The sequence below is a fragment of the Lysobacter sp. Root604 genome (genome assembly GCF_001427505.1).
GTDB lineage: Bacteria > Pseudomonadota > Gammaproteobacteria > Xanthomonadales > Xanthomonadaceae > Lysobacter.
In genome coordinates, this window is the sequence record NZ_LMGS01000009.1 from 1,499,134 (window position 1) to 1,524,956 (window position 25,823).

Consider the following 25,823-nt stretch of genomic DNA (forward strand, 5'->3'; position numbering starts at 1 on the left):
ATTTTCCTACGCCGACTCGGGTTGGCGACGGGCGTCTTCATGACGCTGGCCAGCGTCGGTTGCGCCACGATCACGCGCGGCACGACGCAAGCGCTCACCATCGACAGCACGCCGATCGGCGCGACGGTCTCGCTATCCAATGGCGAGCGCTGCGAAACGCCGTGTACCTTGACCCTGAAGCGCAAGTATCCGCTCGCCGTGGAACTGTGCAAAAGCGGATTCCGTCCGGTGCTGACTCAAGTGCACAGCCAGATCGCGGGTTCGGGCGCGGCCGGCATGGCCGGTAACGTGCTTGTCGGAGGGCTGATCGGCGTGGGCGTGGACGCCGCCAGCGGCGCCACCAAGGACCTGCGTCCGAACCCGCTCGCGGTGACGCTGGTCGAGGAAACGCCCGGTTGCGCCGCGCCGAGTTTTCCAGCGGTGCCGGAGGGCGGTCAGACCCCGGAGGAATACGCCCAGAGCAAGAGCAAGGCGAAGAAGAAGCGCTGACGTCCTGACGACAGGGTTCATGGCGGCTCGAGCGACATGCGCCGAGCCGCCGCGAAGCCCGCGATCAGGCCGCCGCGGACAGTTGCGGCGCCACGCCGGCGATCAGCGCGTCGAAGTAGTCGCGGGTCAGGCGCAACTGCGCGTCCGCGCTCTCGGCGCGATTGACCACGGCGCGGAACGCGGCGTTCTCGGGCCGGTCCTTGGCGTACCAGCCCAGGTGCTTGCGCGCGATGCGCACGCCCGAGACTTCGCCGTAGAACGCGTGCAAGTGTTCGAGGTGGCCGAGCAGCCAGTCGCGGATCTCGCGCAGCGACGGCTCCGCCAGCAGCTCGCCGTGGGCCAGGTAATGCGCGATCTCGCGGAAGATCCACGGCCGCCCCTGCGCCGCGCGGCCGACCATCACCGCGTCGCAACCGGTGCGCGCCAGCACCATCGCGGCCTTGTGCGGCGTATCGATATCGCCGTTGGCCAGCACCGGGATGCGCAGTTCCGCCTTGACCGCGGCGATGGTGTCGTACTCGGCGCTGCCGGTGTACTGCTGATCGCGGGTACGGCCGTGCACCGCCAGGGCCTGGATGCCCGCGGCCTGCGCGATGCGCGCGATGTTCAAGGCGTTGCGCTGATCGTGATCCCAGCCGGTGCGGATCTTGAGCGTGACCGGCACATCCACCGCCCGCACCACCGCATCCAGAATTCGGCCGACCAAGGCCTCGTCGCGCATCAGCGCCGAACCGGCCCAGGCGTTGCAGACCTTCTTGGCCGGGCAGCCCATGTTGATGTCGACGATCTGGGCGCCGTGGCCGACGTTGTGGCGCGCCGCCTCGGCCATGATCTCGGGCACGGTGCCGGCGATCTGCACGCTGATCGGCGCCGGTTCGCCGCTGTGGTCCATGCGGTGACGCGACTTGGCCGTGTTCCAGAAGCGCGCGTCGCTGGTGGTCATCTCCGACACGCACAGACCGGCCCCCAGACGCTTGCACAGCACCCGGAACGGCTTGTCGGTGACGCCGGCCATCGGCGCCAGCACCACGCGGGGATCGATGTCGTGGGGACCGATGCGCATGCGGCCATTGTAGCGGGCGCCGGGCGGCCCGCTTCGCGTGCGCTCAGGGGCCCGGCCGGCCTGAGCCGACCGGGCAGGGAACTCAGTCGGTCTGATCGTCGACCGTGGCACCCGGCGCGTTCAGCGTCACCGAGGCGATGCCGTTCTCGCGGCCGCTTTCGTCGGCGTACATCTGGCTGGTGCCGATCACCTGGCCGTTGGTGGCGGTCAGGTTGAAATAGAGCTTGGCGTTGCTGGCGGTCTTGCGGTCGTAGCGCTTGGGATCCTGGCTGTTCTTGCGCACGGACTCGATGCCGGCGGTGCAGGACGCCTTGGCCGCATAGCCTTCGCTGGTCAGGATCACCTGGCCGTTGCCGGCCTTGAGCACGAACTGGAACTCGCCGTTGGAGCGTTTGCTGATCTCGAACTTGCCGGCCATCGTGTTTCCTCCTTGGAAGGGTTAGGACCCTAGTCAAGCACACTAGACCAGGCTTTGTTACCGGTCCATCGGGAGCCGGCCGCCAGGGCCGCTCAGCGCCGGGCGGTGCGGCGGCGCCAGAACAGGAAGCCGGTGACCAGCAGGAAGCTCGGCACCAGGCCGGTGAAGGCGACCAGCGCCTGCCAGACCCGGCCGCCGACGAAGCCGCCGTGCAAGGGATACAGGGCTTCGCTGACGCGCGCGCCGCGGTCCTGGGCGGTGGCGTCGTGCACGCCGAGCACGGCCACGCGGTAGGGGTCCAGCCAGACCACGCTGCGGCCGACGGGGTGCCATTCGCCGGCCGCGCGCATGCGGATCGAGACCAGGCCGCTGTCGGCCTTGGGCAGGCCGATGCGGCGCAGTTCGGCGCCGGCCAGGCGGCCGTCGGCCGCACGCAGCACCGCCGGCCAATCGATCGCGCGTGCGCTGGCGGCCAGCTTGGGCGGCTTGCGCGCGTCTTCGCCGTCGCCGAACGCGAAACGCAGGCCGCTGCGGGTGGCGCCGTCGTAGACCATGCCGACGCCGGTCAGCACCGCCAACAGGGTCAGCGGCAGCCACAGCACGCCGGCGCCGCGGTGCCAGCTGAACCAGCGTCGGGTCGGCGGGCCGCGGTACCAGCGCAAGCTTGCGCCGAGCGCGGACCAGCGCGGCCACCACAGGTACAGACCGCTCAACAGCAGAAACAGCGCGATCAGGCCGACCACGCCCAGCACTTGTTCGCCGGCTTTGCCGCTCAGCAGATGGGTATGCCAGTCGCGCAGCCACAGCACCCAGTCGTTGCCCTTGTTGCGCACCAGCAGCAGCTCGCCGCTGGCGCCGTCGAAGTAGCGCCGCTCGCCGTCGGGGAAATAGCCCTGCCATACCGGCAACTGCGCGCTCGGCAGGTCCAGCGAGCTCAGGCCCTGCGCCTGCCAGTCGGCGACGATGCGCGCGAGCGCGGCTTCGCGCTGCGCGGGCGACGGCGGTGCGTGTTCGATCAGTTGCGGATGCGACCACGCCAGCAGCTCGCGCTGGAACGCCAGCACGGTGCCCGACAGCGCGACCAGCGCGAACACCAGGCCTGCGCCGAGGCCCAGCCACAGATGCAGCCACTTCAGCGTCGCCCGCAGGCGGCGCTTGATCGGATGGGATGCCTGGCGCGACGTCATGCTGGGCTCGAATGGTGTGGGCTTGCGCTTAGAAACGGTGCGACCAGCTCGCGCTGAACACGCGCCCGCGACCGGCGACATAGGTGTCGGCGCGCGGCGTGCTCTGCGAGTAGTAGGTGATGTACTGCTCGTCGAACAGATTCTCGATGCCCAGGCTCAGGCTGCCCAGCGGCAGCGCGAAACGCGCCTGCAGATCGACGGTGGTGGTGCCGTCGGCGCTGGCGACTTGCGTACCGCGCAGGTCGAAGTCGCGGTCCAGCGAGCGGCTGCCCTGCAGGCGGGTGGAGATCGTCGGCGTCCAGCGCTGGTCCCAGAACGCGGTCACGCGGTCGGGGCTGATGTTGATGCCGGGCAGGTCGCTGTCGACGCGGTCGTCGCCGTTGCTGTCGTAGCGGCCCTTGGCGCCGGCGTAGCCCAGGCCGACGCGGCCGGCCTCGGAGAACTGCAACGCGACGTTGCCTTCGATGCCGCGGATTTCGGTGCGCTCGCGCACCACGTTGTAGCTCTGGGTGGCGGTGTCGAAGGCCAGGCGCGAGCCCAGGTCGGAGTCCGACCAGTACGCGGCCAAATGCGCCAGCCAGCGGCCGTTGTCGAAATCGACGCCGATCTCGCGGTTGTCCGACACCACCGGCGACAGATCGACCAGGTTGTCGACGCGCTGGTTCGGCGCGGTGATGCCGCGCAGCACGCGGCCGATGTCGGCGACGGTGTAGCCCTCGGCGTAGGAGGCGTAGAACTTCAGCGAATCGGTGGCCTCGAACACCACGCCGAAGTTCGGCAGGGTCTCGCTGGTCTTAGGCGTGCCGCCGGCGACGAAGCGGCTGCCGCCGGCGTTGGCGGGAATGGTGGTGAAATCGTCGACCTTGAGCTTGCCGCGCTCGTAGCGCAGGCCGCCGGTCAGCATGATCTTATCGGTGAGCCACCACTCGGCCTGCACGAACGGCGACCAGGATTCGTACTGGGTTTCCGGCACCCAGTTCATGCGCGCGACCACCAGTTCCTGATAGGTGGTGTCGCGTCCCCAGTCCAGGCCCAGGGTCACGCGCAGGCGCTGGTCGAACAGGTTGTCGCGCGACCAGCTGAACTTGCCGCCGAGCTTCTCGGACACGTTCTGCGACTGGTCCCACCAGTTGAGGTCGCGGCCGTCGCGCCAGAAGTCGCCCCAGTCGGACGCGCCGTACAGGCCGTTGAAGTCCACCCAGTACACCTGCGCCTGGAAATAGCCGCCGGCCAGCGACTTGTCGCTGTAGTCCAGCGCCACCGAGGTCGAGCGGTTGCGCGCGCCTTCGCCCTCGCGGCTGCCGCGCGCCGAGGTCGCGAGCTGGCCGGTGGCGAGGCTGCCGTTGACGGTGATGTAGTCGTTGTTGCCCTGCAGCTCGTAACGGCTGGCGGTGAGCTGCAGGCGGCGCTCGTCGTCGAGTTCCCAGCCCAGCTTGGCGAACAGGTTGTGGCTGCGCGCGTCCATCAGGTCGCCCTGGATGTCGTTGACCGCGATCGCGTCGCCGTTGCCGTCGTAGTACAGGCCCTCGCTGGCGTAGGACAGGCCGCCGACGAAATCGAAGGCGCCGCTGCGGGTGCCGAACAGATAGGAGGCGCGATAGCCGGTGCTGTCGCTGCGGTTCGGCAGCGCGGTGCTGGCGCCGATGCTGACGTCCTGGAACGTTTCGCCGTCCTGGCGCGGGGCGCGCTTGGTGATGATGTTGATGATGCCGCCCGAGGCGCCCAGGCCCTGCAGCGCGTTGGCGCCGTGGATGACCTCGATGCGTTCGATCATGGCCGGATCGACGGTGTGGCCGTCGCGTCCGCCTTCGCGCAGCGGCGTGGACTGCGGCACGCCGTCCACCAGGTACAGCGGCTTGCGCCCGCGCAGGGTCTCGCCGCCGTTGGTGAGCTTCTGGCGCGAGGGCGAGAACGAGGGGATCAGGTTGGCCAGCACCTGCGAGATGTCCTGGGTGACCGCGAGTTGCTGGCGCAGCTGCTCCTGGTCGATCACGGTGATCGTGTTCGGCAGCGCGGCCTCGGAGTTCGGCATGCGGCTGGTGCTGGCCGAGACGGTGACGCGGTCGAGGTCGGTGGCCGCGTCGGCGGCGTGGGCGACGGGTGCGGCGAGGACGGCCAGCAGGGCGCTGGCGAGCAGGTGGCGAGGGGGCATTACCGAGTCCGGGAACTGCAGGGGACCGTCATGATAATGCGAGTTATTCTCATTTGACAGCCGGAGGTGGGGTCGGCTGGCAGCCCGGAGTTGGCTACGGCGGGCTTTGAGACATGCGGGGCGTTCCCGTGCGCCTGGCGTATGGCGAGGGCTGGGGCGCTTGCCAGGCGGAAAGCGGGCCGCGGCCCGCCGTGTTTACGCGCCGAAGCGCGCGCGCAGCTCGCTGTCGCGCGGCATCGCCGAGGCGGCGCCGGAGCGCTCGGTGGACAGGCCGGCGTAACGGGTGGCGTAGGCCACGTGGTCGGCGAAGGCGGCGTCGGGCGCGCGCGCCAGGGACGCGGCCAGGGCGCCGTTGAAGGCATCGCCGGCGCCGGTGGTGTCGACCGCGCGCACCGGTGCGGCCGCGACCCGGTAATAGGCCTGGACATCGCTGTGCAGGCGGCCGTCGGCATGCGAGACGAAGCAGCCGGCCGAGCCCAGGGTCACCACCACGCTGCCGTGCGGCAGCAGGCGCCGGCAGTCGGCATGCAGCTCGTCGTCGGCCAGCGTGGCCAGGCGCTCGGGATCTACCACCGCGCCGGTGTGGCGCTTGAGCTGGGCGCAGAACTCGGTTTCGTTGGGCGTGACCACGTCGGCTAGCGTCCACAGCTCCGGCGTGGCCACCGCGTCGGCCGGAGCCGGGTTGAGCAGGGCCAGCGCACCGACGCCGCGCGCATGCGCGAACGCGGCCGCCACCGAGGCCGGCGGCGATTCCAGCTGCCCCAGCACCACGCGTGCCTGGGCGATGGCTTCGCGTTGCAGATCCACGAACACGGTCGACAGTTCGGCGTTGGCGCCGGGACCGATCACGATGGAATTGCGGCCGTCGCGATCGACGTAGATGCCGGCGGTGCCGGTCGGCGCGTCGCTGCGCAGGTCGCGCAGGTCGATGCCGTCGGCGGTGGCCAGCGCGCGTGCGAGTTGGCCGCCCGCGTCCTCGCCCAGCGCGCACACGAAGCAGGTGCTGGCGCCGGCCCGCGCCGAGGCGGTGGCCTGGTTGAAACCCTTGCCGCCTGGGCCGGTGTGGTACTGCCCGGCCAGCGTCTCGCCGGGTCGCGGCAGCGCCGCGACCGACCAGACGTGATCGACGTTGAAGGAACCGACGACGACGACCTTGCTCATGGTTCAGGACGAGAAGTGGGTGAGCACGCCGGCGATGGTCGCGGTCATGAAGGTCGCGATCGAACCGCCGAGCACCGCGCGCAGGCCGAAGCGGGCCAGGTCGGCGCGACGCTCGGGGGCCAGGCCGCCGATGCCGCCGATCTGGATCGCGATCGAGCTGAAGTTGGCGAAACCGCACAGGGCGTAGGTCGCGATCAGGCGGCCTTCATCGGTAAGCGACACGCCGGCGGTCTTGCCGTTGACGATGTCGGCCAGCTGCAGATAGGCGACGAACTCGTTGATGACGACCTTCTGACCGATCAGCGAACCGACCGTGGTCGCGTCCTGCCAGGGCACGCCGATCACCCAGGCCAGCGGCGCCAGCAGATTCCCCAGCAGCGACTGCAGCGACAGTTCCGGGCGCGTGCCGAACAGCGAGAACCAGCCGTCCTGCAGGCTGGGCGCGAGCCAGTAGGTGAACTGGCTATGGGCGGTGTCGTACCCACTGGGGATCATCAGATGCGAGGCCCAGACGCCGCCGATCAGGCCGTTGACCAGCGCGATCAGGGCGATGAAGGCCAGCAGCATCGCGCCGATGTTCAGCGCCAGGCGCAGGCCGTCGCCGGCGCCGGCCGCGGCGGCGTCGATGATGTTGCTGGAAGTCTTCTCCACTTCCATCTTGACCGTGCCGCGCGTCAGCGGTTCGCCGACCTCGGGGATCAGAATCTTGGCGACCACCAGGGTCGCCGGCGCGGCCATGATCGAGGCCGCGAGCAGGTGCTTGGCGTAGAACGCCTGCTGCTCCGGGTCGCCGCCGCCGAGCATGCCGACGTAGGCCGCGAGCACGCCGCCGGCGATGTGGGCCATGCCGCCGATCATCATCGTGATCAGCTCGGACTCGGTCATCTTCGGAATGTAGGGGCGCACGGTCAGCGGCGCCTCGGTCTGGCCGATGAAGACGCTGGCGCAGACGCTGGTGGTCTCGGCGCCGGACACGCGCATGACCTTGGTGATCGCCCAGGCCATGCCGCGCACGATCGCCTGCATCACGTTCAAGTGGTACAGCACGCCCATCAGGGCGGCGAAGAAGATGATGGTCGGCAGCACCTGGAAGGCGAAGATGAAGCCGTAGGTGTTGATGTCCATCAGGCCGCCGAAGATGAACTTCGAGCCCTCGCCGACGAAACTCAGCACCGTCACGAAGCCATGGCCGATCCCATCGAACACGTCCTTGCCGCCCGGCACCAGCAGCACCAGCGACGCGAACGCGATCTGCAGCGACACGCCGGTCGCCACCAGCTTCCAGTCGACCCGGCGCTTGTTGTTGGAGAACAGCCACGCGATGCCGACCAGCACCGCCAAACCAAACAGGCCGAATAACACCCGGACGATCGAATCCACTCAGTTCTCCCCGAGCCGTCCGGGACCCCGGCGGCGAAATTATCGTTATTGGACCACGCCGAGCGCGGCCGCCGGCCTTTTTCGCGGCCGGAGGCGCAGCCTAGTCCACGGGTCCGCGTCGCGGCAAGCCGCGAGCCCGGTTCAGGTGTCGCGCGCGACCACGCGGTTGCGGCCCTGCTGCTTGGCCTGCTGCAGGCGGCGGTCGGCGCGGCGCAGCAGGCGCGACAGGTCCGAGCCCTCCTGCGGGTAGCCGGCCAGGCCGGCACTGAAGGTCAGGTACAGCGGCTCGGCGCCGCGGCTGGGCTCGAACGGGCGCTCGGCCAGGACCTGGCGGATCGCGTCGACCTGCTCCCAGGCCGTGCCCAGGGGCTTGCGCAGCAGCAGCACGAATTCCTCGCCGCCCAGCCGCACCAGCCATTCGGTCGAGCCGGACTGCTCGCGCAGCACCGAAACCACGTGGCGCAGGGCGCGGTCGCCGGCATGGTGGCCGTTGTCGTCGTTGATGCGCTTGAAGTGGTCCAGGTCGATCAGGGCCAGGGTCAGGCTGCCGCCGTCGTGGCGCACGGCGTCGAACAGGCGCTGGATGCGGTGCACCAGCCAGGTCCGGTTGGGCAGCCGGGTCAGGCCGTCGGTGCCGGACATCTCGATCAGGCGCTGCATGCGGTACACGACCATGGCCGTGATCAGGGCCGCCATCATCAGCAGCACCACGCGCTGGCCCTGGCCGCCGGGGGTGACCGCGCCGTAATCGCTGGAAATCAGCTGCTCCGGCGAGGACGCCAGGCCGAATACCGCCAGCACCAGCGCGGTGTATTGCACGATCGCCAGGCCGCCCGCGAACAGGGTCACGCGACCGTCGCTGCGCAGCGCGGTGAGCACGATCGACAGCAGGTAGCCGCACCACACGATCAGACTGTTGAGGCCGGCCGGCAGGTGCTGCAGGGCCAGTGCGATCAGCACCAGGGTGGTGGCGGTGACGTCGAAGGCGGCGGTCGCGAACGGCAGCCAGCGGTAGCGTCGCGGCCGCCGCGCCAGCGCCAGCCACAGCTGCGCGAACACATTGACGAAGATAGCCCCGCCCAGGCCGATCAGGGTTTCCTGGATGGTGCCGCCGCCGATCGCGTTGAGCGGCGGCAGTATCAGCAGCATCGCCGCGAGTACGGCGCGCAGGCGCGCGACCAGCAGTTCGCCGCCGGCGCCGATCTCGAGCATGATCTCGTCGGGTCGCGACAACAGCGATACCGCGATGTCGCGCAGGCGTTCGCCCGTGGCGTGCATGGTGTCTCCCCGTTGAGCCCGCCGAGCATAGCGCGCGTGCGGCGGCGAGGGCAGGGCGCCCGCCGCCGCGTCGCGGCCCTGCCGGATCCGGGCCGCGCGGGCCCGAATCAGATCCCGCGCACCGCCACCCACAGCGCCAGCGCCGCGAACACCACCGCCGCGACCGTGCGCGCGGCCTTCAGCGGCAGGCGGTCGGCGAAGCGGCTGCCCAGCAGCACCACCGGCACGTTGGCCAGCAGCATGCCCACCGTGGTGCCGGCCACGACTTCCCACAGCGGCGAATAGCGCGCGGCCAGCAGCACGGTCGCAACCTGGGTCTTGTCGCCGATCTCGGCGACGAAGAAGGCGATGGTGGTGGCGATGAAGGCGCCGCGCGCGGGCAGGCGCTCGCCTTCGCCGTCCAGCTTGTCCGGCTTCAGCGTCCACAACGCCACCGCCAGAAAGCTGCCGGCGACGATCCAGCGCAGCGTCGAGGGTTGCAGCCACTGTGCGACCAGGGCGCCCAGCCAGGCCGCCAGGGCATGGTTGAGCAGGGTCGCGACCAGGATGCCGGCGACGATGGGCCAGGGGCGGCGGAAGCGAGCGGCCAGCAGCAGGGCCAGCAATTGGGTCTTGTCGCCGATTTCGGCGAGCGCGACCGTGCCGGTCGACAGGGCGGCGGTGGCCAGCGGGAAGGTATCCATGGGAACTCCGGGGCCGGGCTTCGCGCGGAGGCGAAGGCAAACGCTGCACGGCCCGACCCGGCTCTCGCCTGAGTAATCGCGCAACGCCTGCCTTCGGTCTTGCCCGTGGTCGCTGGCGCGGACGCGAAGTCTCACGCTGGCTGCCGCTCCTGCGCCATGGCCGGTGGGCCAAGTGTGTTGACGCAGGTCCCCGCATGCCGGATCGGCGGCGGGTGGGCTACTCCCCGGAGGAGGAAGTGCGGGCATTGTAGCGGGTTGCGCCGGGCCGTGGCTTAACGATGGAAGGCAGGAACGAGTGGAAAGCAGTAACTAGAAGAGCAGTAACTAGTAACCAGTAGGAGCCGCTTTTACTCGTTACCGGTTGCTCCTCTTCTCTAGTTACTGCCCTAACGCCCGCCCGGTTAGCATGCGTACCTGAACGAACGTCATCGGAGCACGTCATGCACTACCGCCGCCTGGGTTCCTCCGGTCTGCAACTGTCGGCGCTGTCCTTCGGCGCCTGGGTCACCTTCGGCACCCAGATCGGGCGCGGCCCGGCGCGCGAGTTGATCGCCACCGCCTGGGACCACGGCGTCAATTTCTTCGACAACGCCGAGGGCTACGCCAACGGCGAGGCCGAGCGGGTGATGGGCGACGTGATCGCCGACCTGCGCCTGCCGCGCGACGGCTATTGCGTGTCCAGCAAGGTCATGTTCGGCTCCGCCGCGGATCCGCTGCCGACCCAGAAGGGCCTGTCGCGCAAGCACGTCACCGAGGCCTGCCACGGCGCGCTGCGGCGCCTGCGCGTCGATCATCTGGACCTGTACTACTGCCATCGCCCCGATCCGGAGGTGCCGATCGAGGAAACCGTGTGGGCGATGGACGCGCTGATCCGCCAGGGCAAGGTGCTGTATTGGGGCACCTCGGAATGGTCGGCCGCGCAGATCCGCGAGGCCCACAAGATCGCGCGCCAGCAGCATCTGCATGCGCCGACCATGGAGCAGCCGCAGTACAACCTGTTCCATCGTGAGCGCGTCGAGCTGGAATACGCCTCGCTGTACGCCGAGCTCGGCTTGGGCACCACGATCTGGTCGCCGCTGGCCTCGGGCCTGCTGACCGGCAAGTACAACGACGGCGTGCCCGAGGATTCGCGCCTCAACCACGAGGACTACCGGTGGCTGCAACGCAGCGTGCTCAGTCCGGAGCAGCGCCGGATCGAGCGCGCGCGCGCCTACACCGCGGTCGCGCGCGAGCTGGGCGCCGAGCCGGCGCCGCTGGCGATCGCCTGGTGCCTGCGCAATCCGCACGTGTCCAGCGTGATCCTGGGCGCGACCCGTCCCGAGCAGCTGCTGCAGAACCTGCAAGCCCTGGAACTGGTCGACCGCTATTCCGAGCCGGATTGGGACCGGGTCGAGAAAGCCACCGCCTGAGCCTTCGTCGAGGCCGATCCGGCAACCTGGCGACGGGGTGCCGCCCGCTTGCGTCCGACCAACGGCGCAAACGGGTGTTGACTGGCAAATGAGAATCATTATCATCAAACTCGAATCCCGATCGAGTCACCTGCCATGTCCCTGCGCCAGCCGGTGTTGCAGCTCAAACCTCGTACTGATCGCTCCCTCCCCCCGGTCGTCGCCGCCGCCGTAGCCGCCCCCGCGGTGTCGGCGGCCAACGCGATGCTGGTCGAAAGCGGCGCGCTCCTGCGCGGCGCGCGCGAAGTCCTGATCCGCCACGGCGGCGAGGTCTATCGCCTGCGTCATACCCGCAACGACAAGCTGATCCTCACCAAGTAAGAGCCGCCCGCGGTAGCCGTGCGGCATGGCCGCGCCGCGTTCCCAAGGACGGGAGGCGGTGCGGCCATGCCATGCCGGTTGCGCCTCGGCCATGCGCCGCGCTCATCGGATTCCGCGCCAAGGACGGCGCACCCAATGCTCTCTCCAGGTCGCCAGCAACGCCTGCACGGCATGCCAGCCAGCCTCCGAAACCACCTTTCGAGTCTGACTCCATGCATCGCCTCCACCGCATCGCCGGCCCGCGCCGTTCCATCCGCACTCCCTACGTCCCCAGCGCCCTCGCGTTGGCCCTGATGCTGGCCCTGCCGGCCACCGCGCCGGCTGCGCCCGCCGAGGCGGACGGCGAATCACCCGACGGTTCCGGTGCCGGCGCGCGCGAGCTCGAACGCATCGTGGTCACCGCCACCCGCACCGAGCGCGAGGCGCAGGACGTGCCGGCGGTGGTCACCGCGATCGACCGCGAGCGCATGGACGAGGAGATCGTGCGCGATCTCAAGGACCTGTTCCGCTACGAGCCCGGTATCGGCGTGAGCAACGTGGTCGGCCGCTTCGGCATCGGCGATATCCGCATCCGCGGTCTCGGCGGCAACCGCGTGCGCGTGGAGACCGACGGCATCTCGGTGTCCGACAGCTTCAACATCGGCAGCTTCTCCAACGCCAATCGCAACTTCGTCGATCTGGACACGCTCAAGCGGGTCGAGATCGTGCGCGGCCCGAGCAGCGCGCTGTACGGCTCCGACGCGCTGGGCGGGGTGGTGTCCTTCGTCACCAAGGACCCGTCCGACTATCTGCTCGACGGCAAGCGCAGCTACTTCGGCTTCAAGCTCGGCTATCAGGGCGAGAACAGCGGCCTGTTCGGCGGCGCCACCGCGGCCTTCGGCGGCGAGCGCTGGTCCGGTCTGGTCGCGGTCGGCCACCGCCAGGGCAAGGAAACCGAAAGCATGGGCACACGCCGCAGCGACGACGCCACCCGCACCGCCGCCAATCCGCAGGACAGCGACGGCCGCAGCCTGCTGGCCAAGCTGGTGTTCGCGCCCAGCGCCCACCAGCGCTTCAAGCTGACCGTGGAAGGCAACGAGGACCAGACCGACACCGACGTGCTGAGCGCGCGCGGCAACGCCCTGAGCGCGCCGGGCGCGCCGACGGTGCGCACCTTGTCGCTGCTGGGCGACGATCGTCAGACCCGCGCGCGGGTGTCGTTCGCGCACGAGATCGATACGCTCGACGCCGCGTTCGCCGATTCGCTGCAGTGGCAGATCTACCGCCAGGACAGCGAGACCACCCAGCGCACCACCGAGGAGCGCGTGACCCTGATCGGCGGCCGCCCGACCAGCCCGACCCGACGCGAGCGCGAGTTCAACTTCGACCAGCGCACCGTCGGCGCCGAGGCCACCTTGCACAAGGACTTCGCCACCGATGCGGTCGCGCACACGCTGACCTACGGGTTCGAGTACAGCCGCACCGACACCCGCCAGAAGCGCGACGGCCAGGCCACCAACCTGACCACCGGCGTGGTCACCAAGACGATCTCGCCGGACGTGTTTCCGGTGCGCGATTTCCCGGTCAGCGAAACCACGGTCGCGGCCTTGTTCATGCAGGACGAGATCCGTTTCGCCGACGGCGCGTTCCGCCTGGTGCCGGCGCTGCGCGTGGACCGTTACGAACTCAAGCCCGAACTGGATCCGATCTTCCTCGGCGACAACCCGGGCGTGGCGGTGAGCCGGCTCAGGGAAACCGCGGTGTCGCCGAAGCTGGGCGCGGTCTGGCATTTCGCCGAAGACTGGTCGCTGTTCGGCGGCTACCAGCACGGCTTCCGCGCGCCGCCCTACAACGACGTCAACCTGGGCTTCACCAATCTGCAGTTCGGCTACACCGCCATCCCCAATCCCGATCTCAAGCCCGAGACCAGCAACGGCGTCGAACTGGGCCTGCGCTATTCGGGCGAGGCGGTCTATGTCGAGGCCTCGGCCTACTACAACCGCTACGACGACTTCATCGAATCGCAGCGCTACATCGGCAACAACGCCCAGGGCCTGATGGTGTTCCAGTCGCAGAACGTGGCCGAAGCCGAGATCCGCGGCGTCGAGCTGCGCGGCGGCGTCGAGTTCGGCGCATTCTCGCCCGCGCTGGCCGGCTGGTCGCTGCGCGGCGCCGCGGCCTGGTCCAAGGGCGAGGACCGCGGCACCGGCGCGGCGCTGTCGTCGATCGATCCGCTGCGCGGCTCGCTGGGCCTGGCCTACGACCGCGACGATTGGGGCGTCGAACTCGCCGGGCGTTTCGCGCGCCGCAAGAGCGACCTGCCGCAGGCCGGCCTGTTCGCCGCACCCGGCTACGGCGTACTCGACCTGCTCGCGCACTTCAGCTTCGCGCCGGGCGCCCAGGTCAACGTCGGCGTGTTCAATCTGGGCGACAAGAAGTACTGGGACGGCGGCGATCTGCCCAGCACCTTGGCCTCGACCAGCGCCACCATCGACCGTTACAGCGCCTCCGGCCGCAACCTGGGCGTGAGCCTGGCGGTGAACTGGTAAGCGCATGCGCGCCGCGCGATCGCCAACGGCGGGGAGCACGGACGCGGGCGAATTGCCCGCGCCCGAGCGGCTGGCCGCGGTCGCGACGGTGCTATGCCTGTACCCGCGCCGTCACCGCGACGTGCTGGCCGGCTGGCTGGCCAGCGTGAGTGCGCAGCGCCGCATCGGCGAAGGTGTTGGGGCGGCAGGCGAAGCCATCGTGTTCCGCGATGCGCGCGGACGCGCGTGCTGGCGCCTGCACCTGCTGCCCGACAGCGATTTCCTGGCCTGGGATCTGGCGGTCGTCGGTTTGCCCGCGGCCGAGGCCCAGCGCAGTCGGGGCCGCCTTGCGCGCGCCCTGCGAGGCTGGCTCGGCGGCGGCTGGAACGCGCAGGCCCTGCGCCTGCAATTGGCCAGCGACCCCGCCGGTCGGCGCATCCTGGTCGCCGACGCCAGCGAACCTTCGGCGCTGGGTCTGGAACACGCACGCCGCATCGCCGCCGCGGAAGGCGCGACGCTGCGGACCGGGCCGGACACCTGCTGCTGCATGGCGCGTCGCGCCGCATCCGACCTCTCCAACGCGCCTGCGCCCGCGTCGCGGTGAGCGACGGCGCTTTTTCTCTTTCTTTCCATCCCTGCCCTCAAGCGAGAACCCATCCATGAAGCTCCGACCGCTAGCCGCCTGCCTGGCGCTTTCCTGCGCGGCAACGCCAGCCTTCGCCGCGGCGCCCGCCGCGGCCGATACCGCGCGCGACCGCGCCTCGATCCTGGCCATGCAGGGCGAGTACATCGTCGATTTCGCCTTCGACGAAACCGTGCTGCTGCGGCCCGGTTACGAGCGCGCGCCGGCCATGCGCAGCGGCGGCAACGAGACCGTGATCGTGGTCGAGGACAGCCCGACCCGGATCGTCCTGCAGCACATCCTGGTCGACGGCAAGAGCGGCCATGTCACCAAGCATTGGCGTCAGGACTGGACCTTCGAGGCGCCGACCCGATTCGAGTTCAGCGCCGACCAGACCTGGCAGGTGCGCGCGATTCCGGCCGAGCTCAATCGCGGCGCCTGGACCCAATGCGTGTTCGAGGTCAGCGATGCGCCGCGCTACTGCGGTACCGGCCGCTGGGAGTACCGCAATGGCATCGCCACCTGGACCAGCGACCTGAGCTGGCGGCCTTTGCCGCGCCGCGAGTACACCAAGCGCAGCGACTACAACGCGGTGTCGGCGATCAACCGCCACACCCTCACGCCGGGCGGCTGGACCCACGAGCAGTTCAACACCAAGGTGTTGCGCAAACCCGACGGCAGCCAGGTCGAGTTGGCGCGCGAGTTCGGTTTCAACGATTACCAGAAGACCAAGGACGTGGACTTCAAACCGGCCTACCGTTACTGGGACGCGACCCGTGGCTATTGGGCCAAGGTGCGCCAGCGTTGGGACGGCTTTCTGGGCCAGGCGCCGGGCGTGCATCTGAAGACCAAGATCGACGGCATGGCGATGATCATTCCGCTGTTCGAACAGGCCGGCAGCCTGGAGCAGGGCAAAGCGGTCGCCGACGAGGAGATCGATGCGGTGTTCGCCAAATGGGTGGAGGCGGCGCCGCGGGAATAGCGCTGAGGTCGCTGCGCGCTCGAGCGGTGCGCGGGTTTGAATCGGTTTGCCGGGATCCGGCTGGCGATGCGAGGTCTGCGCTGGATGCCATGAACGAACGGCGTCCCGAGGGACGCCGTTCGCGTAAGCGAGATCGACTCAGACCAAAACCGGCGGCGTCGGGGGCGGCGGCGGAACCGGGGGCGGCGGCGGAGGAGGCGGCGGTGGTGCCGGTGCGGCGACCGAGGGTGCCGCTATCGGCGGAGCGGGCGGCGCGGGAGGTGCAGGCGGTTTCACCGGCGGCGCGGGCGGTGCGGGCGGTGCCGGCGGCGCCGGCAGCAACAGGCGCACCGTACGCGGCACCTTGATCCGCGTGCTGGCTTCCTTGCGGTCGCGCAGATAGGCGACCGATACCTCGCTGCCGTCCGGACGCGCGCGCAAGGCCTCCATCGCATCGCGCGGCGTACTCACCGCCACCCCTTCGATGCTGCGGATCACGTCGCCCGGCTCCAGGCCGGCCAGATCGGCGCCGGCGCTGAGCACCAGCACGCCGCGATCGGCGCCGAAGTAGCGGCCCAGGCCGCGATCGACCGAGGCCAGGTTGAGGCCGTTCCAGCGGAAGGCTTCGATCAGCGCCGGGGTCGGGCAGTCCTCGCCCTTCTTGCAGGTCGCGATCGGGCCCAGGCGCGCGATCTCCTCGCGCACGCGTTGCTTGATCGCCGGCACCTGCTGCATGTCGTAGGCGAAGTTCTTGGCGTTCTCGGGGTCGAAGGCGAAGCGGCGCATGACCACGTCGCCGTCGGGCGTGAGCATGCCGCCGTCGTCGCTGTCGAACACCAGCACATGCTCGCCCAGCCGCGGGGTGACCTGGACCGTGCTCTTGCGGCCGTCGCGCTCGTAGTCGATCGCGACCGGCACTTTCACGTCCAGCGCATCCAGGGCCGAGCGGGTCGCGGCCAGGCGGGTTTCGCCGTCGCTGCCGCGCAAGGCGGTGCCGTTGACGCTGACGATGCGGTCGCCGCTGCGCAGGCCGGCCTTGGCCGCCGCGCTGTCGGGGGTGACCGCGACGATGCGCGCGCCGGCGCTGGGATCGGCGTTCAGGACCACGCCCAGCAGCGGCCGGCGTTCGGTCTGGCGGATCACCACCTGGCGTTGCGCGTCGAGCGCGGACAGACGCGCCAGGCCGGCGCTTTCGCGCGCGAGTTCGGCCTGGCCGCGCGCGCTTTCGCCGCGCGCGCGCGCCAGTTCGGCGACCCGGCGCTGAGCCTGGCGCAACTCGTCCATGGCGGCCTTGAGTTCGGCGTCGGTCTTGGCGTCGCTCTTGCTGGCGACCATGGTGCGCGTGCGCACCTGGGCGTCCTGGGCGATCGCCACCGAGGCGACGGTCGCGGCGATCGCGAACGCGAGCGCGGTGATGCGGAGGCGGCGGGATGTCATACGGACCTCTGGATGAAGTGGACGAGACGTAGGGATCAGTCGACGCGCACCAGCGCGCCGTCGTAGCGCTCGCCGTGCACGGCGAGCCAGCGTTGGGTGCTCTCGACACCGGCCAGGTCGCGCAGCGTCTGCACGCGTTGCTCCCACAGCGAGGCGCGTTGCGCGAGCGGTAGCGCGTCCTGGCGCAGGGCGGCATCGATCACGCCGATCTGGCTGTCGAGATCGGCGCTCATCAAGGTCGCGCCCGCGTTGCCGACGCGTTCGTCGCGCGCCAGCGCCACCAGCGCTTCCAGTTGCGCCGACTCGGACTGCCAGCGCGCGATCGCGGTGATGTCGGCGCTGTCCACAGCGATCGCGGCGTCGGCGTCGGCCGGGGTGTCGGTCGCGGCGAGCGCGGGCGCAGGCGCGCCGTCGCGGCGCACGGCCTTGCCCCGCGGCCGGTGGGCGGAGGCGAGCTTGCGTGGCGGCGTGGCCTCGCTGCGGATCGCGTCGGCACTCGCGACGGCGGTGGCCGGTGCGGTCGTGGCGGCGGGCGGGTCGCGCCGTTCGGGTGCGGTCAATGCGGGCGCATCGGTGCGCGGCGCGCCAGCCGCGGATGCGGCGGGCGCGGTCGTGGCGGCGGTGCGCGCGGCGTCCTGCGCCGGCCGCTCGCCATCGCCCATGCGCGCGATCGGCAGCGCGACGACCAGACCGAACAACGCGGCCGCCACGGCCCATTGCGGCCAGCGCCGGCGGCGCGCGAGGCGCGGGTCGCGCGGTGCGCTTGCGGTGCCGCGCGCGTCGAGGGCCGCGGACAGGCGCGACCAGCCGTCCGCGGGCGGCGTCTCGGCCGGCAGCGCGGCGAACGCGCCGGCCCAGTCCTGCGGCGGGGGCGGGCCGTGACGGGAACTGGCGTCAGGCATGGGAGGCCTCCTTAGTGGGTTCCAGCAATTCGCGCAGGCGGCGTCCGCCGCGCGCGAGCTGGGATTTGGAGAAGCTGGGCGTGCGCTGCATCAGCGCCGCGATCTCGTCGTGGGTATAGCCCTCGGCGTGGTACAGCCAGAGCACGCTGCGGGTGGCGGCCGGCAGCTGCGCCAGAGCGCGTCCCAACGCCGCGGCGTCGGCGGCGGCCGGCGGCGGTGGCGCATGCTCGTCGGCGAGGCGGTCGTCCTCCAACACCAGCGCATGTTCGTGCCGGCGTTGGCTGCGCAGGCGCATCAACGCTTCGTTGATCGCGATCTGGCGCAACCAGCCCCAGAACGGGCTGTCGCCGCCGCCGCCCTGGCCACGGAAGTCCTGGATCCGGCCCAGCACCTTGAGCATGGTGTCCTGCAGCACTTCCGAAGCCTCCTCGCGATCGCCGCCACTGCCGCCCAGGATCCGCAGCGCCAGGGTGTAGACCGGGCGCTCGAACCAGCGGTAGATCTGCTCGAACGCGGCCCGCTCGCCGGCGCGCGCACGGGCGAGCAGGGCATCGGGCACATCGATCGCGAAGCTGGACGTGGCGGGCATGGGTCGGGCTGTCATTACCGGACTGGATGCGGCCGGGCGGCAAACCGTCGCAGCCGCTGGCGGACGCCTATACTCCGCCTATCTATAAGGAGGGGACACCATGGGACCGATTCTGATCGTCGTGCTGCTGGTAGCCGGCGTGATCATCCTGTTCAAGACCGTGCGCATGGTGCCGCAGGGCTACGAATGGACCGTCGAGCGCTTCGGCAAGTACACCCACACCATGACCCCGGGGCTGCATTTCCTGATCCCCGTGGTCTACGGCGTCGGCCGCAAGATCAACATGATGGAGCAGGTCCTGGATGTGCCGTCGCAGGACGTCATCACCAAGGACAACGCCGTGGTCAAGGTCGACGGCGTCGTCTACTTCCAGGTGCTGGACGCGGCCAAGGCCGCGTATGAGGTCGCCCAGCTCGAGGTCGCGACCCTGAACCTGGTCATGACCAACATCCGTACCTCGATCGGTTCGATGGACCTGGACGAATCGCTGTCGCGCCGCGACGAGATCAACGCCAAGGTACTGGTGGCGGTGGATCAGGCCACCCATCCCTGGGGCCTGAAGGTCAACCGCATCGAGCTCAAGGACATCCAGCCGCCGCGCGACCTGGTCGATTCGATGGCGCGTCAGATGAAGGCCGAGCGCGAGAAGCGCGCCAACATCCTGGAGGCCGAAGGCCATCGCCAGTCCGAGATCCTGCGCGCCGAAGGCGACAAGCAGGCCGCGATCCTGGAGGCCGAGGGCAAGCGCGAGGCCGCCTATCGCGAGGCCGAGGCGCGCGAGCGTCTGGCCGAGGCCGAGGCCAAGGCGACCGAGATGGTGTCCAACGCGATCGCCCAGGGCAACGTGCAGGCGATCAACTACTTCGTGGCGCAGAAGTACATCGAGGCCTTCAAGTCGCTGGCCGAGGCGCCGAACGCGAAGTTCGTGATGATGCCGATGGAGTCGGCCGGCGTGATCGGTTCGCTGGGCGGTATCGCCGAGCTGGCCAAGGAAGCGCTGGAGCGCCAGGGCGGACGCGCCGCCGTGCCGCCGGTGCCGACGCGCACGGGAGGCTGAGCGATGCGTCTGGACTGGCAGATCGTGACCTGGGCCGCGGTGGCCCTGCTGTTGTTCGCGGCCGAAGCGCTGGCGCCGGGAGCGTTCATGCTCTGGCTGGGCTTCGCGGCGGCTGCGGTGTTCGTGGGCGTGCTGGTGTTTCCCGGCATGCCGGTGTTGGCGCAAGTCGCGGCCTTCGTGGTGTTGAGCTTCCTGTCGATCCAGATCTACCGCGTCTGGTTCCGCGGCCGCGAGCGCAGCAGCGACCAGCCGGCGCTGAACCGTCGCGGCGAGCAACTGGTCGGGCGCGTGGTCGCGCTGGACCGCGCCATCGTGCAGGGCCGCGGCCGGGTCCAGATCGCCGACGCGTACTGGGAAGTGATCGGTCCCGAACTCCCGACCGGCGCCAACGTGCGCGTGGTCGCCAGCGAGGGCATGAGCCTGCGGGTCGAGGCGGTCGAATAGTGCGGCTCCGCGAGCGTGCGCGGAAGGGGATGCGATGAAGCGGCGTGAAGCCCAATGGATCGGCAGTGGCCTGGTCGCGCTCGCGGCCTGGGCCCTGGCTTGCCCGGCCTGGGCCGGTCCGCCGGTGGCGGCGACCGCGCAGGCGCCCGCTGCGGCGCCGGCGCCGAGCTGGATCGGCCGGGTGGTGCCGCCGTACCCGGACGGGCTGAAATCCAACACCGGCAGCTGCGTCGGCTCGGGCAGCGCGCCCGAGCAGATCTGCGCGCGTTCGATCGGCACCCTGGACGACGCCGAGGACCGTTCGCTGAAGTTCTACGCCGGCGAGTTCGCCGGCCGCGAAGGCAACGAGCCGCGCTGGAAGATCACCGACGTGGTGCCCTATCCCAAGCTCAAGCGCGGCGAGTACGTCTCGGTCGCGACCTGCCAGCGCGACGGCGTCGACGATCCGGGCCTGATCGCGATCGTCGATACCGCGGTGCCCGACGCCGCCGCGCAGGAAATGTTCGAAGCGCGGCGCTGGGCGCTGCGCCTGGATCGCGACACCGGCAAGTTCGTCGAAGTGCCGCCAGCCAGCGTGCGCTGCTACAACGAAGGCTTCGGCGCCGAGTAGGGCGCCCGTCGCCCAGCCTGCTTCCTGCAGCCTGCTTCCTGTGGGAGCGGCGTGAGCCGCGATCGGATTCCACCTGCGACGACAACCGCAACGCGCATCGCGACTTGCGTTCGCATCGCTGGCGCTGACGTAGGCCCGCATCCATGCGCCGGCGTACCGTCGCCCAGGGCGCATCGCAGCGGTTCTCCATGGGATAATCCTGGGCTCCCCACCGTCCAGGCCCCGCCGCTCATGACCCAGAAGACCATCCTCAACGACGCCCACCGCGCACTCGGCGCCAAGATGGTCGACTTCGGCGGCTGGGACATGCCGATCAGCTACGGCTCGCAGATCGAGGAGCACCATCAGGTCCGCCGCGACGCCGGCATGTTCGACGTCAGCCACATGACCGTGGTCGATCTGCGCGGCGCGCGCACCCGCGATTTCCTGCGCCACCTGGTCGCCAACTCGGTCGACAAGCTGCAAAAGTCCGGCAAGGCGCTCTACACCTGCATGCTCAATCCGCAGGGCGGCGTGATCGACGATCTGATCGTGTACTTCCTGGCCGAGGACTTCTTCCGTCTGGTGGTCAACGCCGCCACCCGCGAGAAGGACCTGGCTTGGATCGGCGAGCAGGCGCGCGCTTTCGACGTGCAGGTCACCGAGCGCCCGGACTACGGGATGATCGCGGTGCAGGGCCCGAACGCGCGCGACAAGGTGATCGGCCTGCTGCGCGAGGAGGACCGCGCGCGCATCGGCAAGCTCGGCAAGTTCGTCGCCGGCGAGGCCCAGACCCTGGACGGCACCGCGCTGTTCGTCGCGCGCACCGGCTACACCGGCGAAGACGGTTTCGAAGTGGTGGTGCCGGAAACCGCCGCGGTGGCGTTGTGGAACGCGCTGCTGGAGGCCGGCGTCAAGGCCGCCGGCCTGGGCGCGCGCGACACCCTGCGCCTGGAAGCGGGCATGAATCTGTACGGCCAGGACATGGACGACGGCGTGTCGCCCTACGAGGCTGCGCTGGCTTGGACGGTGGCGCTGGACGGGAGCGCTGATGGAACGCCGCGCGACTTCATCGGCCGCGCCGCGCTGGAGCAGCAGAAGGCCGCCGGCGCCCCGCGCCAGATGATCGGCCTGGTGATGGACGAGAAGGGCGTGCTGCGCCACGGCCAGAAGGTGCTGACCGCCAACGGCGACGGCGAAATCCTGTCGGGCACTTTCTCGCCCACGCTGAACAAATCGATCGCGTTCGCGCGCGTGCCGGCCGGCGAGCCGGGCCAGGTGCGCGTGGACATCCGCGGCAAGGAAGTGCCGGTGCGCGTGGTCAAGTTCCCGTTCGTGCGCGACGGCCAGCCCCAGGACGGCGTGTTGGGCTGAGCACGGGCATGGCCGCGCGCGTCGACTACTACTTCAGTCTGATCTCGCCCTACGCCTACCTGGGCCACGCCGCGTTCCTGGACGCGGCGCGCGAGGCCGGCGCCGAGGTGGTCTATCGGCCGGCGCGGATCTTCGAGCTGTTCAAGGCCAACGGCGGGCTGCCCCTGGGCCAGCGCGCGCCCGCGCGTCAGCGTTACCGTCTGATCGAGCTTCAGCGTTGGCGCGAACGCCGCGGCCTGCCGCTGAACCTGGCGCCCAAGCACTTCCCGCTGGATCCCGGCCTGGCCGACCGCTGCGCGATCGCGCTGGTCGCCGCCGGTGCCGACCCGGCCGCGTACATGGACGCCGCGTTCCGCGCGCTGTGGGCGCACGAGGCCGACATCGCCGCCCCGGCGGTGCTGGCGGAATTGCTAGCCCGTCACGGTTTCGACGCCTCGTCGGTGCTCGCCGCCGCCGACGGCGCCGATAGCGTCGCCGCCTACCAGCGCAACACCGACGACGCGATCGCCGCCGACCTGCCCGGTCTGCCCGGCTACGTCCTCGACGGCGAGCCGTTCTGGGGCCAGGATCGCGTCGACGATCTGCGTCAGGCCCTGCTCAGCGGCCGCGCGCCATTCCGGGTAGCGTGACCTCCGTGTCCGCACCCTCTCGCATGTTGCGTCAGCGCCGCTAAACTAGGCGCAATTCCCCAGCCGCCCCCGCAGAGTTCGAGGCCAGCCATGAGTGAAATCCCCGGCGATCTGAAGTTCATGAAATCCCACGAGTGGGCCCGCGTCGAAGGCGACGGCAAGGTCACGGTCGGTATCTCCGACCATGCCCAAGGCCTGCTCGGCGACCTGGTCTACGTCGAGCTGCCGAACATCGGCGACCGCGTCGAGGCCGGCACCGCCTGCGCCGTCGTCGAGTCGGTGAAGGCCGCCTCCGACGTCTACGCGCCGATCAGCGGCACCGTCACCGCCGTCAACGCCGCCCTGGCCGACAAGCCGGAGACGATCAACGAAGACGCCTACGGCGAAGGCTGGATCTTCACCGTCGAGGTCGAGGAGCCCGATCAGCTCAACGAGTTGCTGGCGCCGGACGACTACGCCGAGCTGCTCGAAGACGACGATCACTGAGTAAGCCCGCGTCGCCGGACCTTCGCGGTCCGCGCCCCGGGTATGGCCGGACCGCCACGCGGATCCGGCCCACGCAACGGCCGCCTAGTGCGGCCGTTCGCGTTTCCGCAGCCGCGCGCCGTGCGCCAGACACCCCTCGCGCCCTTCGAGGACGCGTCCGCCACGCGACCGGCCACAGGACCTGCGCGCGCTCCGAAGCCTGCTACGCGCCGACCGCGGACGAACGGCGGGGACGCCTTCGCCGCGCCGATCGAGGCTTGCGCGCGCGATCGGAGCGTCGGCGGCGTGGGCGTCGGCGGGCGGGGACGACGCGATCGTGGCGGCCATCGCGCGCTCCGCGCTCCGACGTTCGCGCCGGCGCAAGAGCGCCTTCGCCGGCGCCGTCGCGAGACGCGACACCGGTTGCGCGGCGCATTCGCGGGCGGTCGCCGACGCGCGCGGCGACCGGCGCGATCGTCGCGGCGAGCCGCTTCACCCGCTCCTCACGCACTCAACGCGCTCGCGTCGGCTTGGCGGCCGCGTGTCCGCGCGCGGCCATCGAAGCCGGTCCGACGCGCCGATGCGGCGCCGTCGAGCGTCCGAGTCGGTCGCGCGCGGGGCGGTTGGGGCGCGTCGGCGTCGTTGCGATCCGCTCGCGCGCCCGCCGAGTCGGCGGACGCGGCTGGCGTCGCGCCCGCGCGACGATCCGGCGTTCCGTCGAAAACCCCTTGTTTTCAGCGTTCGCGTGCGTGCGTCGCGAGCTTCTCGAACGGCCGCGGGCGAGGTGCGCGCCGGCACGCGCGCCGGCGATCGGCGCCGCGCGCGTCCGCCGTCGGCGAGTTCGCGCGAACGCGTCGACGCCGCCGCTCGCGCCGCCGCGGCGGTCGCGGTCGGCGTCCGCGGCGACGGAAAAAGTTCGCGCACTTTCGCGCAAATCGGCTTGTGCGGCGCGAAACGCGGCGCCTTTCGGCGGCGCCGCCGACGGGCGCGAATGGGCGCTCGGAACGCGCTCGAACGCGCTGCGTCGCGACGCGCGCGATGCGACGCGCGCGCACGATAAAAAAATTTCGATGCGCTGGAAGCCGCGCCAAATATAGCTTTCAGCGTGTTCGAAAAAAAACGATGCGTTGTCGTGCGCGCGATCGTCGCGCATTGACGTGGTCGCCGACGACGATTTCCGGCGGGGGCGGCGGAGGCCGGCCCGGAAAAAATTTTGCCGGAGTTGTTGACAGTGCGAAAAAGCGTGATTAGGTTTCGCCCAGCAGACGTTTCCTGCGGAAGAGAGTGAGTACAACGAACGCGACAACGCGCAGCAAAAAACGAACCTCCGCCCGGACAGTCAAAACGGTGGACGCAGGATTCGTTTCCCTCGCGAAAACGCAATCGTTCTTCTCGGCCCCGTCGGCGTCGCACCCCATACGACCCGGTTCGCCCTGCGCGGATCGGGTTTTTGTTTGGCCGCCGTACGCGGCCGGACGCGTTCCCGCCCCCGGGGACCGCGTCGAAGAATCCGTACCGGCACGCTCCGCGCGTCGGCGGCTGCTCGCGGGTCCGACTCCCGCGGCTCTGGTTCAACTGGGCTTTAAAACCGGCAATACCCCTGATCAATCGCTGATCAACCACTGACGAGGAGCCATCACATGGCCACGAAGAAAGCTGCGAAGAAGAAACCCGCCGCCAAGAAGGCTGCGAAGAAGGTCGCCAAGAAGCCGGCCGCCAAGAAGGCTGCGAAGAAGGTAGCCAAGAAGCCGGCGAAGAAGGCCGCTAAGAAGGTCGCCAAGAAGCCGGCCAAGAAGGCCGCGAAGAAGGTAGCCAAGAAGCCTGCTAAGAAGGCCGCCAAGAAGGCTGCTAAGAAGGTAGCCAAGAAGCCGGCTAAGAAGGCCGCCAAGAAGGCGACCAAGAAGGCCGCTAAGAAGGTAGCCAAGAAGCCTGCTAAGAAGGCTGCTAAGAAGGCTGCTAAGAAGGCTGCCAAGAAGCCTGCCAAGAAAGCGAAGAAGGCCTCGAAGAAGTCGGCTCGCAAGCCGGCCGCGACGGCCCTGCCGGCAACCCCGGCTCCGCTGATCTAATAAAGCCCCGATAGCCGTAATCCCGCTCTCTCCCCGCAGCCCAGGCGGGGGGAGAGTTTTTTATTTGGGCCCCCGAAAGTTCTGCGGGCCCGTGTCGACCGGCGGAGCAGGACAACGCCCGAGGCAGCGCCGATGAGAGACCCTGGCTCTGGCGTTCGATGGCTGCCGTAGGCGCGCGCACCGCTGCCGCCGGCCTGCCGACCGTGGATCGCGGCCTCGCCGTTCCCGCCGACCGCGCCTCGCCATCGCCTTCGCGCGCGCCAGAATCATCGACGCCCATGCGCCGTAGGGTGTGGTGAGCCGAAGGCGAACCGCACCATCGCGCCACCCCAACGCCCCGCGCCGATGCGGTTGCCACCGCATCCTACGAGCCCCGTCCGATCCGCTCGCGCGCGGCTACGTTCGCCGTAGGGTGTGGTGAGCCGAAGGCGAACCGCACCGTCGCGCCACCTCGATACCCCGCGCCGATGCGATTGCCACCGCCTCCTGCGAGCCCCGTCCGATCCGTTCGCGCGCGGCTACGTTCGCTGTAGGGTGTGGTGAGCCGAAGGCGAACCGCACCGTCGCGCCACCCCGACGCTCCGCGCCGATGCGGTTGCCA

At 70.0% G+C, this 25,823-nt stretch carries 25 protein-coding genes; 13 read left to right on the forward strand and 12 right to left on the reverse strand.

The genetic code is table 11. The features are described from left to right. The first annotated feature begins 39 nt into the window (after positions 1-39). On the forward strand, positions 40-489 hold the full coding sequence (locus ASD69_RS14925; protein ID WP_200943999.1) for a PEGA domain-containing protein: 450 nt from the start codon (positions 40-42) through the stop codon (positions 487-489). Between the two features lie 64 nt (positions 490-553). Here the strand turns inward: ASD69_RS14925 and dusB are convergent, their stop codons facing one another. The 8 genes from dusB to ASD69_RS14965 form a co-directional block, all read right to left on the reverse strand. After that, positions 554-1,552 (reverse strand): tRNA dihydrouridine synthase DusB, encoded by a 999-nt coding sequence (dusB, locus tag ASD69_RS14930; protein WP_056179554.1) that lies wholly within the window; start codon positions 1,550-1,552, stop codon positions 554-556. An 82-nt stretch (positions 1,553-1,634) separates the two neighbouring features. Then, a complete protein-coding gene (locus tag ASD69_RS14935) occupies positions 1,635-1,970 on the reverse strand; it encodes a YegP family protein (protein WP_056179558.1) in 336 nt (111 codons plus the stop codon). Between the two features lie 92 nt (positions 1,971-2,062). After that, positions 2,063-3,157: a PepSY-associated TM helix domain-containing protein gene (locus ASD69_RS14940; protein ID WP_056179561.1), complete on the reverse strand. Its 1,095-nt coding sequence runs from the start codon at positions 3,155-3,157 to the stop codon at positions 2,063-2,065. Positions 3,158-3,185: 28 nt separating this feature from the next. Next, positions 3,186-5,309 (reverse strand): TonB-dependent receptor, encoded by a 2,124-nt coding sequence (locus tag ASD69_RS14945; RefSeq protein ID WP_056179566.1) that lies wholly within the window; start codon positions 5,307-5,309, stop codon positions 3,186-3,188. 195 nt (positions 5,310-5,504) lie between these two features. Continuing rightward, positions 5,505-6,470 (reverse strand): ribokinase, encoded by a 966-nt coding sequence (locus tag ASD69_RS14950; protein WP_056179568.1) that lies wholly within the window; start codon positions 6,468-6,470, stop codon positions 5,505-5,507. A gap of 3 nt (positions 6,471-6,473) precedes the next feature. Then, the gene (locus ASD69_RS14955; protein ID WP_056179571.1) at positions 6,474-7,850 is read right to left on the reverse strand and encodes a nucleoside transporter C-terminal domain-containing protein; all 1,377 of its coding nucleotides are present in this window, start codon (positions 7,848-7,850) and stop codon (positions 6,474-6,476) included. Positions 7,851-7,991: 141 nt separating this feature from the next. After that, entirely contained in the window at positions 7,992-9,128 is a 1,137-nt protein-coding gene (locus tag ASD69_RS14960; RefSeq protein ID WP_056179574.1) for a GGDEF domain-containing protein, read from the reverse strand. 107 nt (positions 9,129-9,235) lie between these two features. Then, positions 9,236-9,811: a TMEM165/GDT1 family protein gene (locus ASD69_RS14965; RefSeq protein ID WP_056179579.1), complete on the reverse strand. Its 576-nt coding sequence runs from the start codon at positions 9,809-9,811 to the stop codon at positions 9,236-9,238. 440 nt (positions 9,812-10,251) lie between these two features. Here ASD69_RS14965 and ASD69_RS14970 point away from each other — a divergent pair, with 440 nt between their 5' ends. From ASD69_RS14970 to ASD69_RS14990, 5 genes are all read left to right on the forward strand, one after another. Beyond that, the gene (locus ASD69_RS14970) at positions 10,252-11,220 is read left to right on the forward strand and encodes an aldo/keto reductase (protein WP_056179582.1); all 969 of its coding nucleotides are present in this window, start codon (positions 10,252-10,254) and stop codon (positions 11,218-11,220) included. A 225-nt stretch (positions 11,221-11,445) separates the two neighbouring features. Then, a complete protein-coding gene (locus ASD69_RS22760) occupies positions 11,446-11,580 on the forward strand; it encodes a hemin uptake protein HemP (RefSeq protein ID WP_235567239.1) in 135 nt (44 codons plus the stop codon). Positions 11,581-11,792: 212 nt separating this feature from the next. Further along, positions 11,793-14,108: a TonB-dependent hemoglobin/transferrin/lactoferrin family receptor gene (locus tag ASD69_RS14980; RefSeq protein ID WP_235567221.1), complete on the forward strand. Its 2,316-nt coding sequence runs from the start codon at positions 11,793-11,795 to the stop codon at positions 14,106-14,108. Positions 14,109-14,160: 52 nt separating this feature from the next. Beyond that, positions 14,161-14,691 carry a hypothetical protein gene (locus ASD69_RS14985; RefSeq protein WP_056179588.1) on the forward strand — a complete coding sequence of 177 codons (531 nt, stop codon included), beginning with the start codon at positions 14,161-14,163 and terminating at the stop codon, positions 14,689-14,691. Between the two features lie 55 nt (positions 14,692-14,746). Continuing rightward, on the forward strand, positions 14,747-15,691 hold the full coding sequence (locus tag ASD69_RS14990) for a DUF6607 family protein (RefSeq protein WP_056179591.1): 945 nt from the start codon (positions 14,747-14,749) through the stop codon (positions 15,689-15,691). 138 nt (positions 15,692-15,829) lie between these two features. Here ASD69_RS14990 and ASD69_RS14995 read toward each other — a convergent pair whose 3' ends face one another. Genes ASD69_RS14995 through ASD69_RS15005 form a run of 3 tightly spaced genes read right to left on the reverse strand, consistent with a single transcriptional unit; the run spans position 15,830 to position 18,598 of the window. After that, positions 15,830-17,107 carry a PDZ domain-containing protein gene (locus tag ASD69_RS14995; protein WP_056179594.1) on the reverse strand — a complete coding sequence of 426 codons (1,278 nt, stop codon included), beginning with the start codon at positions 17,105-17,107 and terminating at the stop codon, positions 15,830-15,832. Between the two features lie 35 nt (positions 17,108-17,142). Next, positions 17,143-18,009: a hypothetical protein gene (locus ASD69_RS21995; protein WP_056179597.1), complete on the reverse strand. Its 867-nt coding sequence runs from the start codon at positions 18,007-18,009 to the stop codon at positions 17,143-17,145. After that, positions 18,002-18,598: a sigma-70 family RNA polymerase sigma factor gene (locus tag ASD69_RS15005; RefSeq protein ID WP_235567222.1), complete on the reverse strand. Its 597-nt coding sequence runs from the start codon at positions 18,596-18,598 to the stop codon at positions 18,002-18,004. The genes ASD69_RS21995 and ASD69_RS15005 overlap by 8 nt, the downstream gene beginning before the upstream one ends. Positions 18,599-18,698: 100 nt before the next feature. Here ASD69_RS15005 and ASD69_RS15010 point away from each other — a divergent pair, with 100 nt between their 5' ends. The 6 genes from ASD69_RS15010 (at position 18,699) to gcvH (ending at position 23,177) form a co-directional block, all read left to right on the forward strand. Beyond that, the gene (locus tag ASD69_RS15010) at positions 18,699-19,655 is read left to right on the forward strand and encodes an SPFH domain-containing protein (protein ID WP_056179603.1); all 957 of its coding nucleotides are present in this window, start codon (positions 18,699-18,701) and stop codon (positions 19,653-19,655) included. Between the two features lie 9 nt (positions 19,656-19,664). Beyond that, the gene (locus tag ASD69_RS15015; RefSeq protein WP_056180002.1) at positions 19,665-20,099 is read left to right on the forward strand and encodes an NfeD family protein; all 435 of its coding nucleotides are present in this window, start codon (positions 19,665-19,667) and stop codon (positions 20,097-20,099) included. 34 nt (positions 20,100-20,133) lie between these two features. Next, positions 20,134-20,709 (forward strand): hypothetical protein, encoded by a 576-nt coding sequence (locus ASD69_RS15020; protein WP_056179606.1) that lies wholly within the window; start codon positions 20,134-20,136, stop codon positions 20,707-20,709. Positions 20,710-20,940: 231 nt separating this feature from the next. Then, positions 20,941-22,062, forward strand: a complete 1,122-nt coding sequence (gene gcvT / locus ASD69_RS15025; RefSeq protein ID WP_056179609.1) for a glycine cleavage system aminomethyltransferase GcvT — start codon at positions 20,941-20,943, stop codon at positions 22,060-22,062. Between the two features lie 8 nt (positions 22,063-22,070). Continuing rightward, positions 22,071-22,691, forward strand: a complete 621-nt coding sequence (locus tag ASD69_RS15030; RefSeq protein ID WP_056179611.1) for a 2-hydroxychromene-2-carboxylate isomerase — start codon at positions 22,071-22,073, stop codon at positions 22,689-22,691. Positions 22,692-22,781: 90 nt separating this feature from the next. Beyond that, on the forward strand, positions 22,782-23,177 hold the full coding sequence (gene gcvH, locus ASD69_RS15035; protein WP_055903584.1) for a glycine cleavage system protein GcvH: 396 nt from the start codon (positions 22,782-22,784) through the stop codon (positions 23,175-23,177). Positions 23,178-23,667: 490 nt separating this feature from the next. Here gcvH and ASD69_RS15040 read toward each other — a convergent pair whose 3' ends face one another. Continuing rightward, positions 23,668-24,309, reverse strand: a complete 642-nt coding sequence (locus ASD69_RS15040) for a hypothetical protein (RefSeq protein WP_056179614.1) — start codon at positions 24,307-24,309, stop codon at positions 23,668-23,670. A 487-nt stretch (positions 24,310-24,796) separates the two neighbouring features. Between ASD69_RS15040 and ASD69_RS21310 the strand changes: the two genes are divergently transcribed. Beyond that, positions 24,797-25,222, forward strand: a complete 426-nt coding sequence (locus tag ASD69_RS21310) for a histone (protein WP_082576505.1) — start codon at positions 24,797-24,799, stop codon at positions 25,220-25,222. Positions 25,223-25,823: the final 601 nt, after the last annotated feature.

Coding starts and splice junctions, on each gene's coding strand:
- ASD69_RS14925 (WP_200943999.1), top strand. CDS start 40: ATGACGCTGGCCAGCGTCGGTTGCGCCACGATCACGCGCGGCACGACG.
- dusB (WP_056179554.1), bottom strand. CDS start 1,552: ATGCGCATCGGTCCCCACGACATCGATCCCCGCGTGGTGCTGGCGCCG.
- ASD69_RS14935 (WP_056179558.1), bottom strand. CDS start 1,970: ATGGCCGGCAAGTTCGAGATCAGCAAACGCTCCAACGGCGAGTTCCAG.
- ASD69_RS14940 (WP_056179561.1), bottom strand. CDS start 3,157: ATGACGTCGCGCCAGGCATCCCATCCGATCAAGCGCCGCCTGCGGGCG.
- ASD69_RS14945 (WP_056179566.1), bottom strand. CDS start 5,309: ATGCCCCCTCGCCACCTGCTCGCCAGCGCCCTGCTGGCCGTCCTCGCC.
- ASD69_RS14950 (WP_056179568.1), bottom strand. CDS start 6,470: ATGAGCAAGGTCGTCGTCGTCGGTTCCTTCAACGTCGATCACGTCTGG.
- ASD69_RS14960 (WP_056179574.1), bottom strand. CDS start 9,128: ATGCACGCCACGGGCGAACGCCTGCGCGACATCGCGGTATCGCTGTTG.
- ASD69_RS14965 (WP_056179579.1), bottom strand. CDS start 9,811: ATGGATACCTTCCCGCTGGCCACCGCCGCCCTGTCGACCGGCACGGTC.
- ASD69_RS14970 (WP_056179582.1), top strand. CDS start 10,252: ATGCACTACCGCCGCCTGGGTTCCTCCGGTCTGCAACTGTCGGCGCTG.
- ASD69_RS14980 (WP_235567221.1), top strand. CDS start 11,793: ATGCATCGCCTCCACCGCATCGCCGGCCCGCGCCGTTCCATCCGCACT.
- ASD69_RS14990 (WP_056179591.1), top strand. CDS start 14,747: ATGAAGCTCCGACCGCTAGCCGCCTGCCTGGCGCTTTCCTGCGCGGCA.
- ASD69_RS14995 (WP_056179594.1), bottom strand. CDS start 17,107: ATGACATCCCGCCGCCTCCGCATCACCGCGCTCGCGTTCGCGATCGCC.
- ASD69_RS21995 (WP_056179597.1), bottom strand. CDS start 18,009: ATGCCTGACGCCAGTTCCCGTCACGGCCCGCCCCCGCCGCAGGACTGG.
- ASD69_RS15005 (WP_235567222.1), bottom strand. CDS start 18,598: ATGCCCGCCACGTCCAGCTTCGCGATCGATGTGCCCGATGCCCTGCTC.
- ASD69_RS15010 (WP_056179603.1), top strand. CDS start 18,699: ATGGGACCGATTCTGATCGTCGTGCTGCTGGTAGCCGGCGTGATCATC.
- ASD69_RS15020 (WP_056179606.1), top strand. CDS start 20,134: ATGAAGCGGCGTGAAGCCCAATGGATCGGCAGTGGCCTGGTCGCGCTC.
- gcvT (WP_056179609.1), top strand. CDS start 20,941: ATGACCCAGAAGACCATCCTCAACGACGCCCACCGCGCACTCGGCGCC.
- ASD69_RS15030 (WP_056179611.1), top strand. CDS start 22,071: ATGGCCGCGCGCGTCGACTACTACTTCAGTCTGATCTCGCCCTACGCC.
- gcvH (WP_055903584.1), top strand. CDS start 22,782: ATGAGTGAAATCCCCGGCGATCTGAAGTTCATGAAATCCCACGAGTGG.
- ASD69_RS15040 (WP_056179614.1), bottom strand. CDS start 24,309: ATGCGCGACGATCGCGCGCACGACAACGCATCGTTTTTTTTCGAACAC.
- ASD69_RS21310 (WP_082576505.1), top strand. CDS start 24,797: ATGGCCACGAAGAAAGCTGCGAAGAAGAAACCCGCCGCCAAGAAGGCT.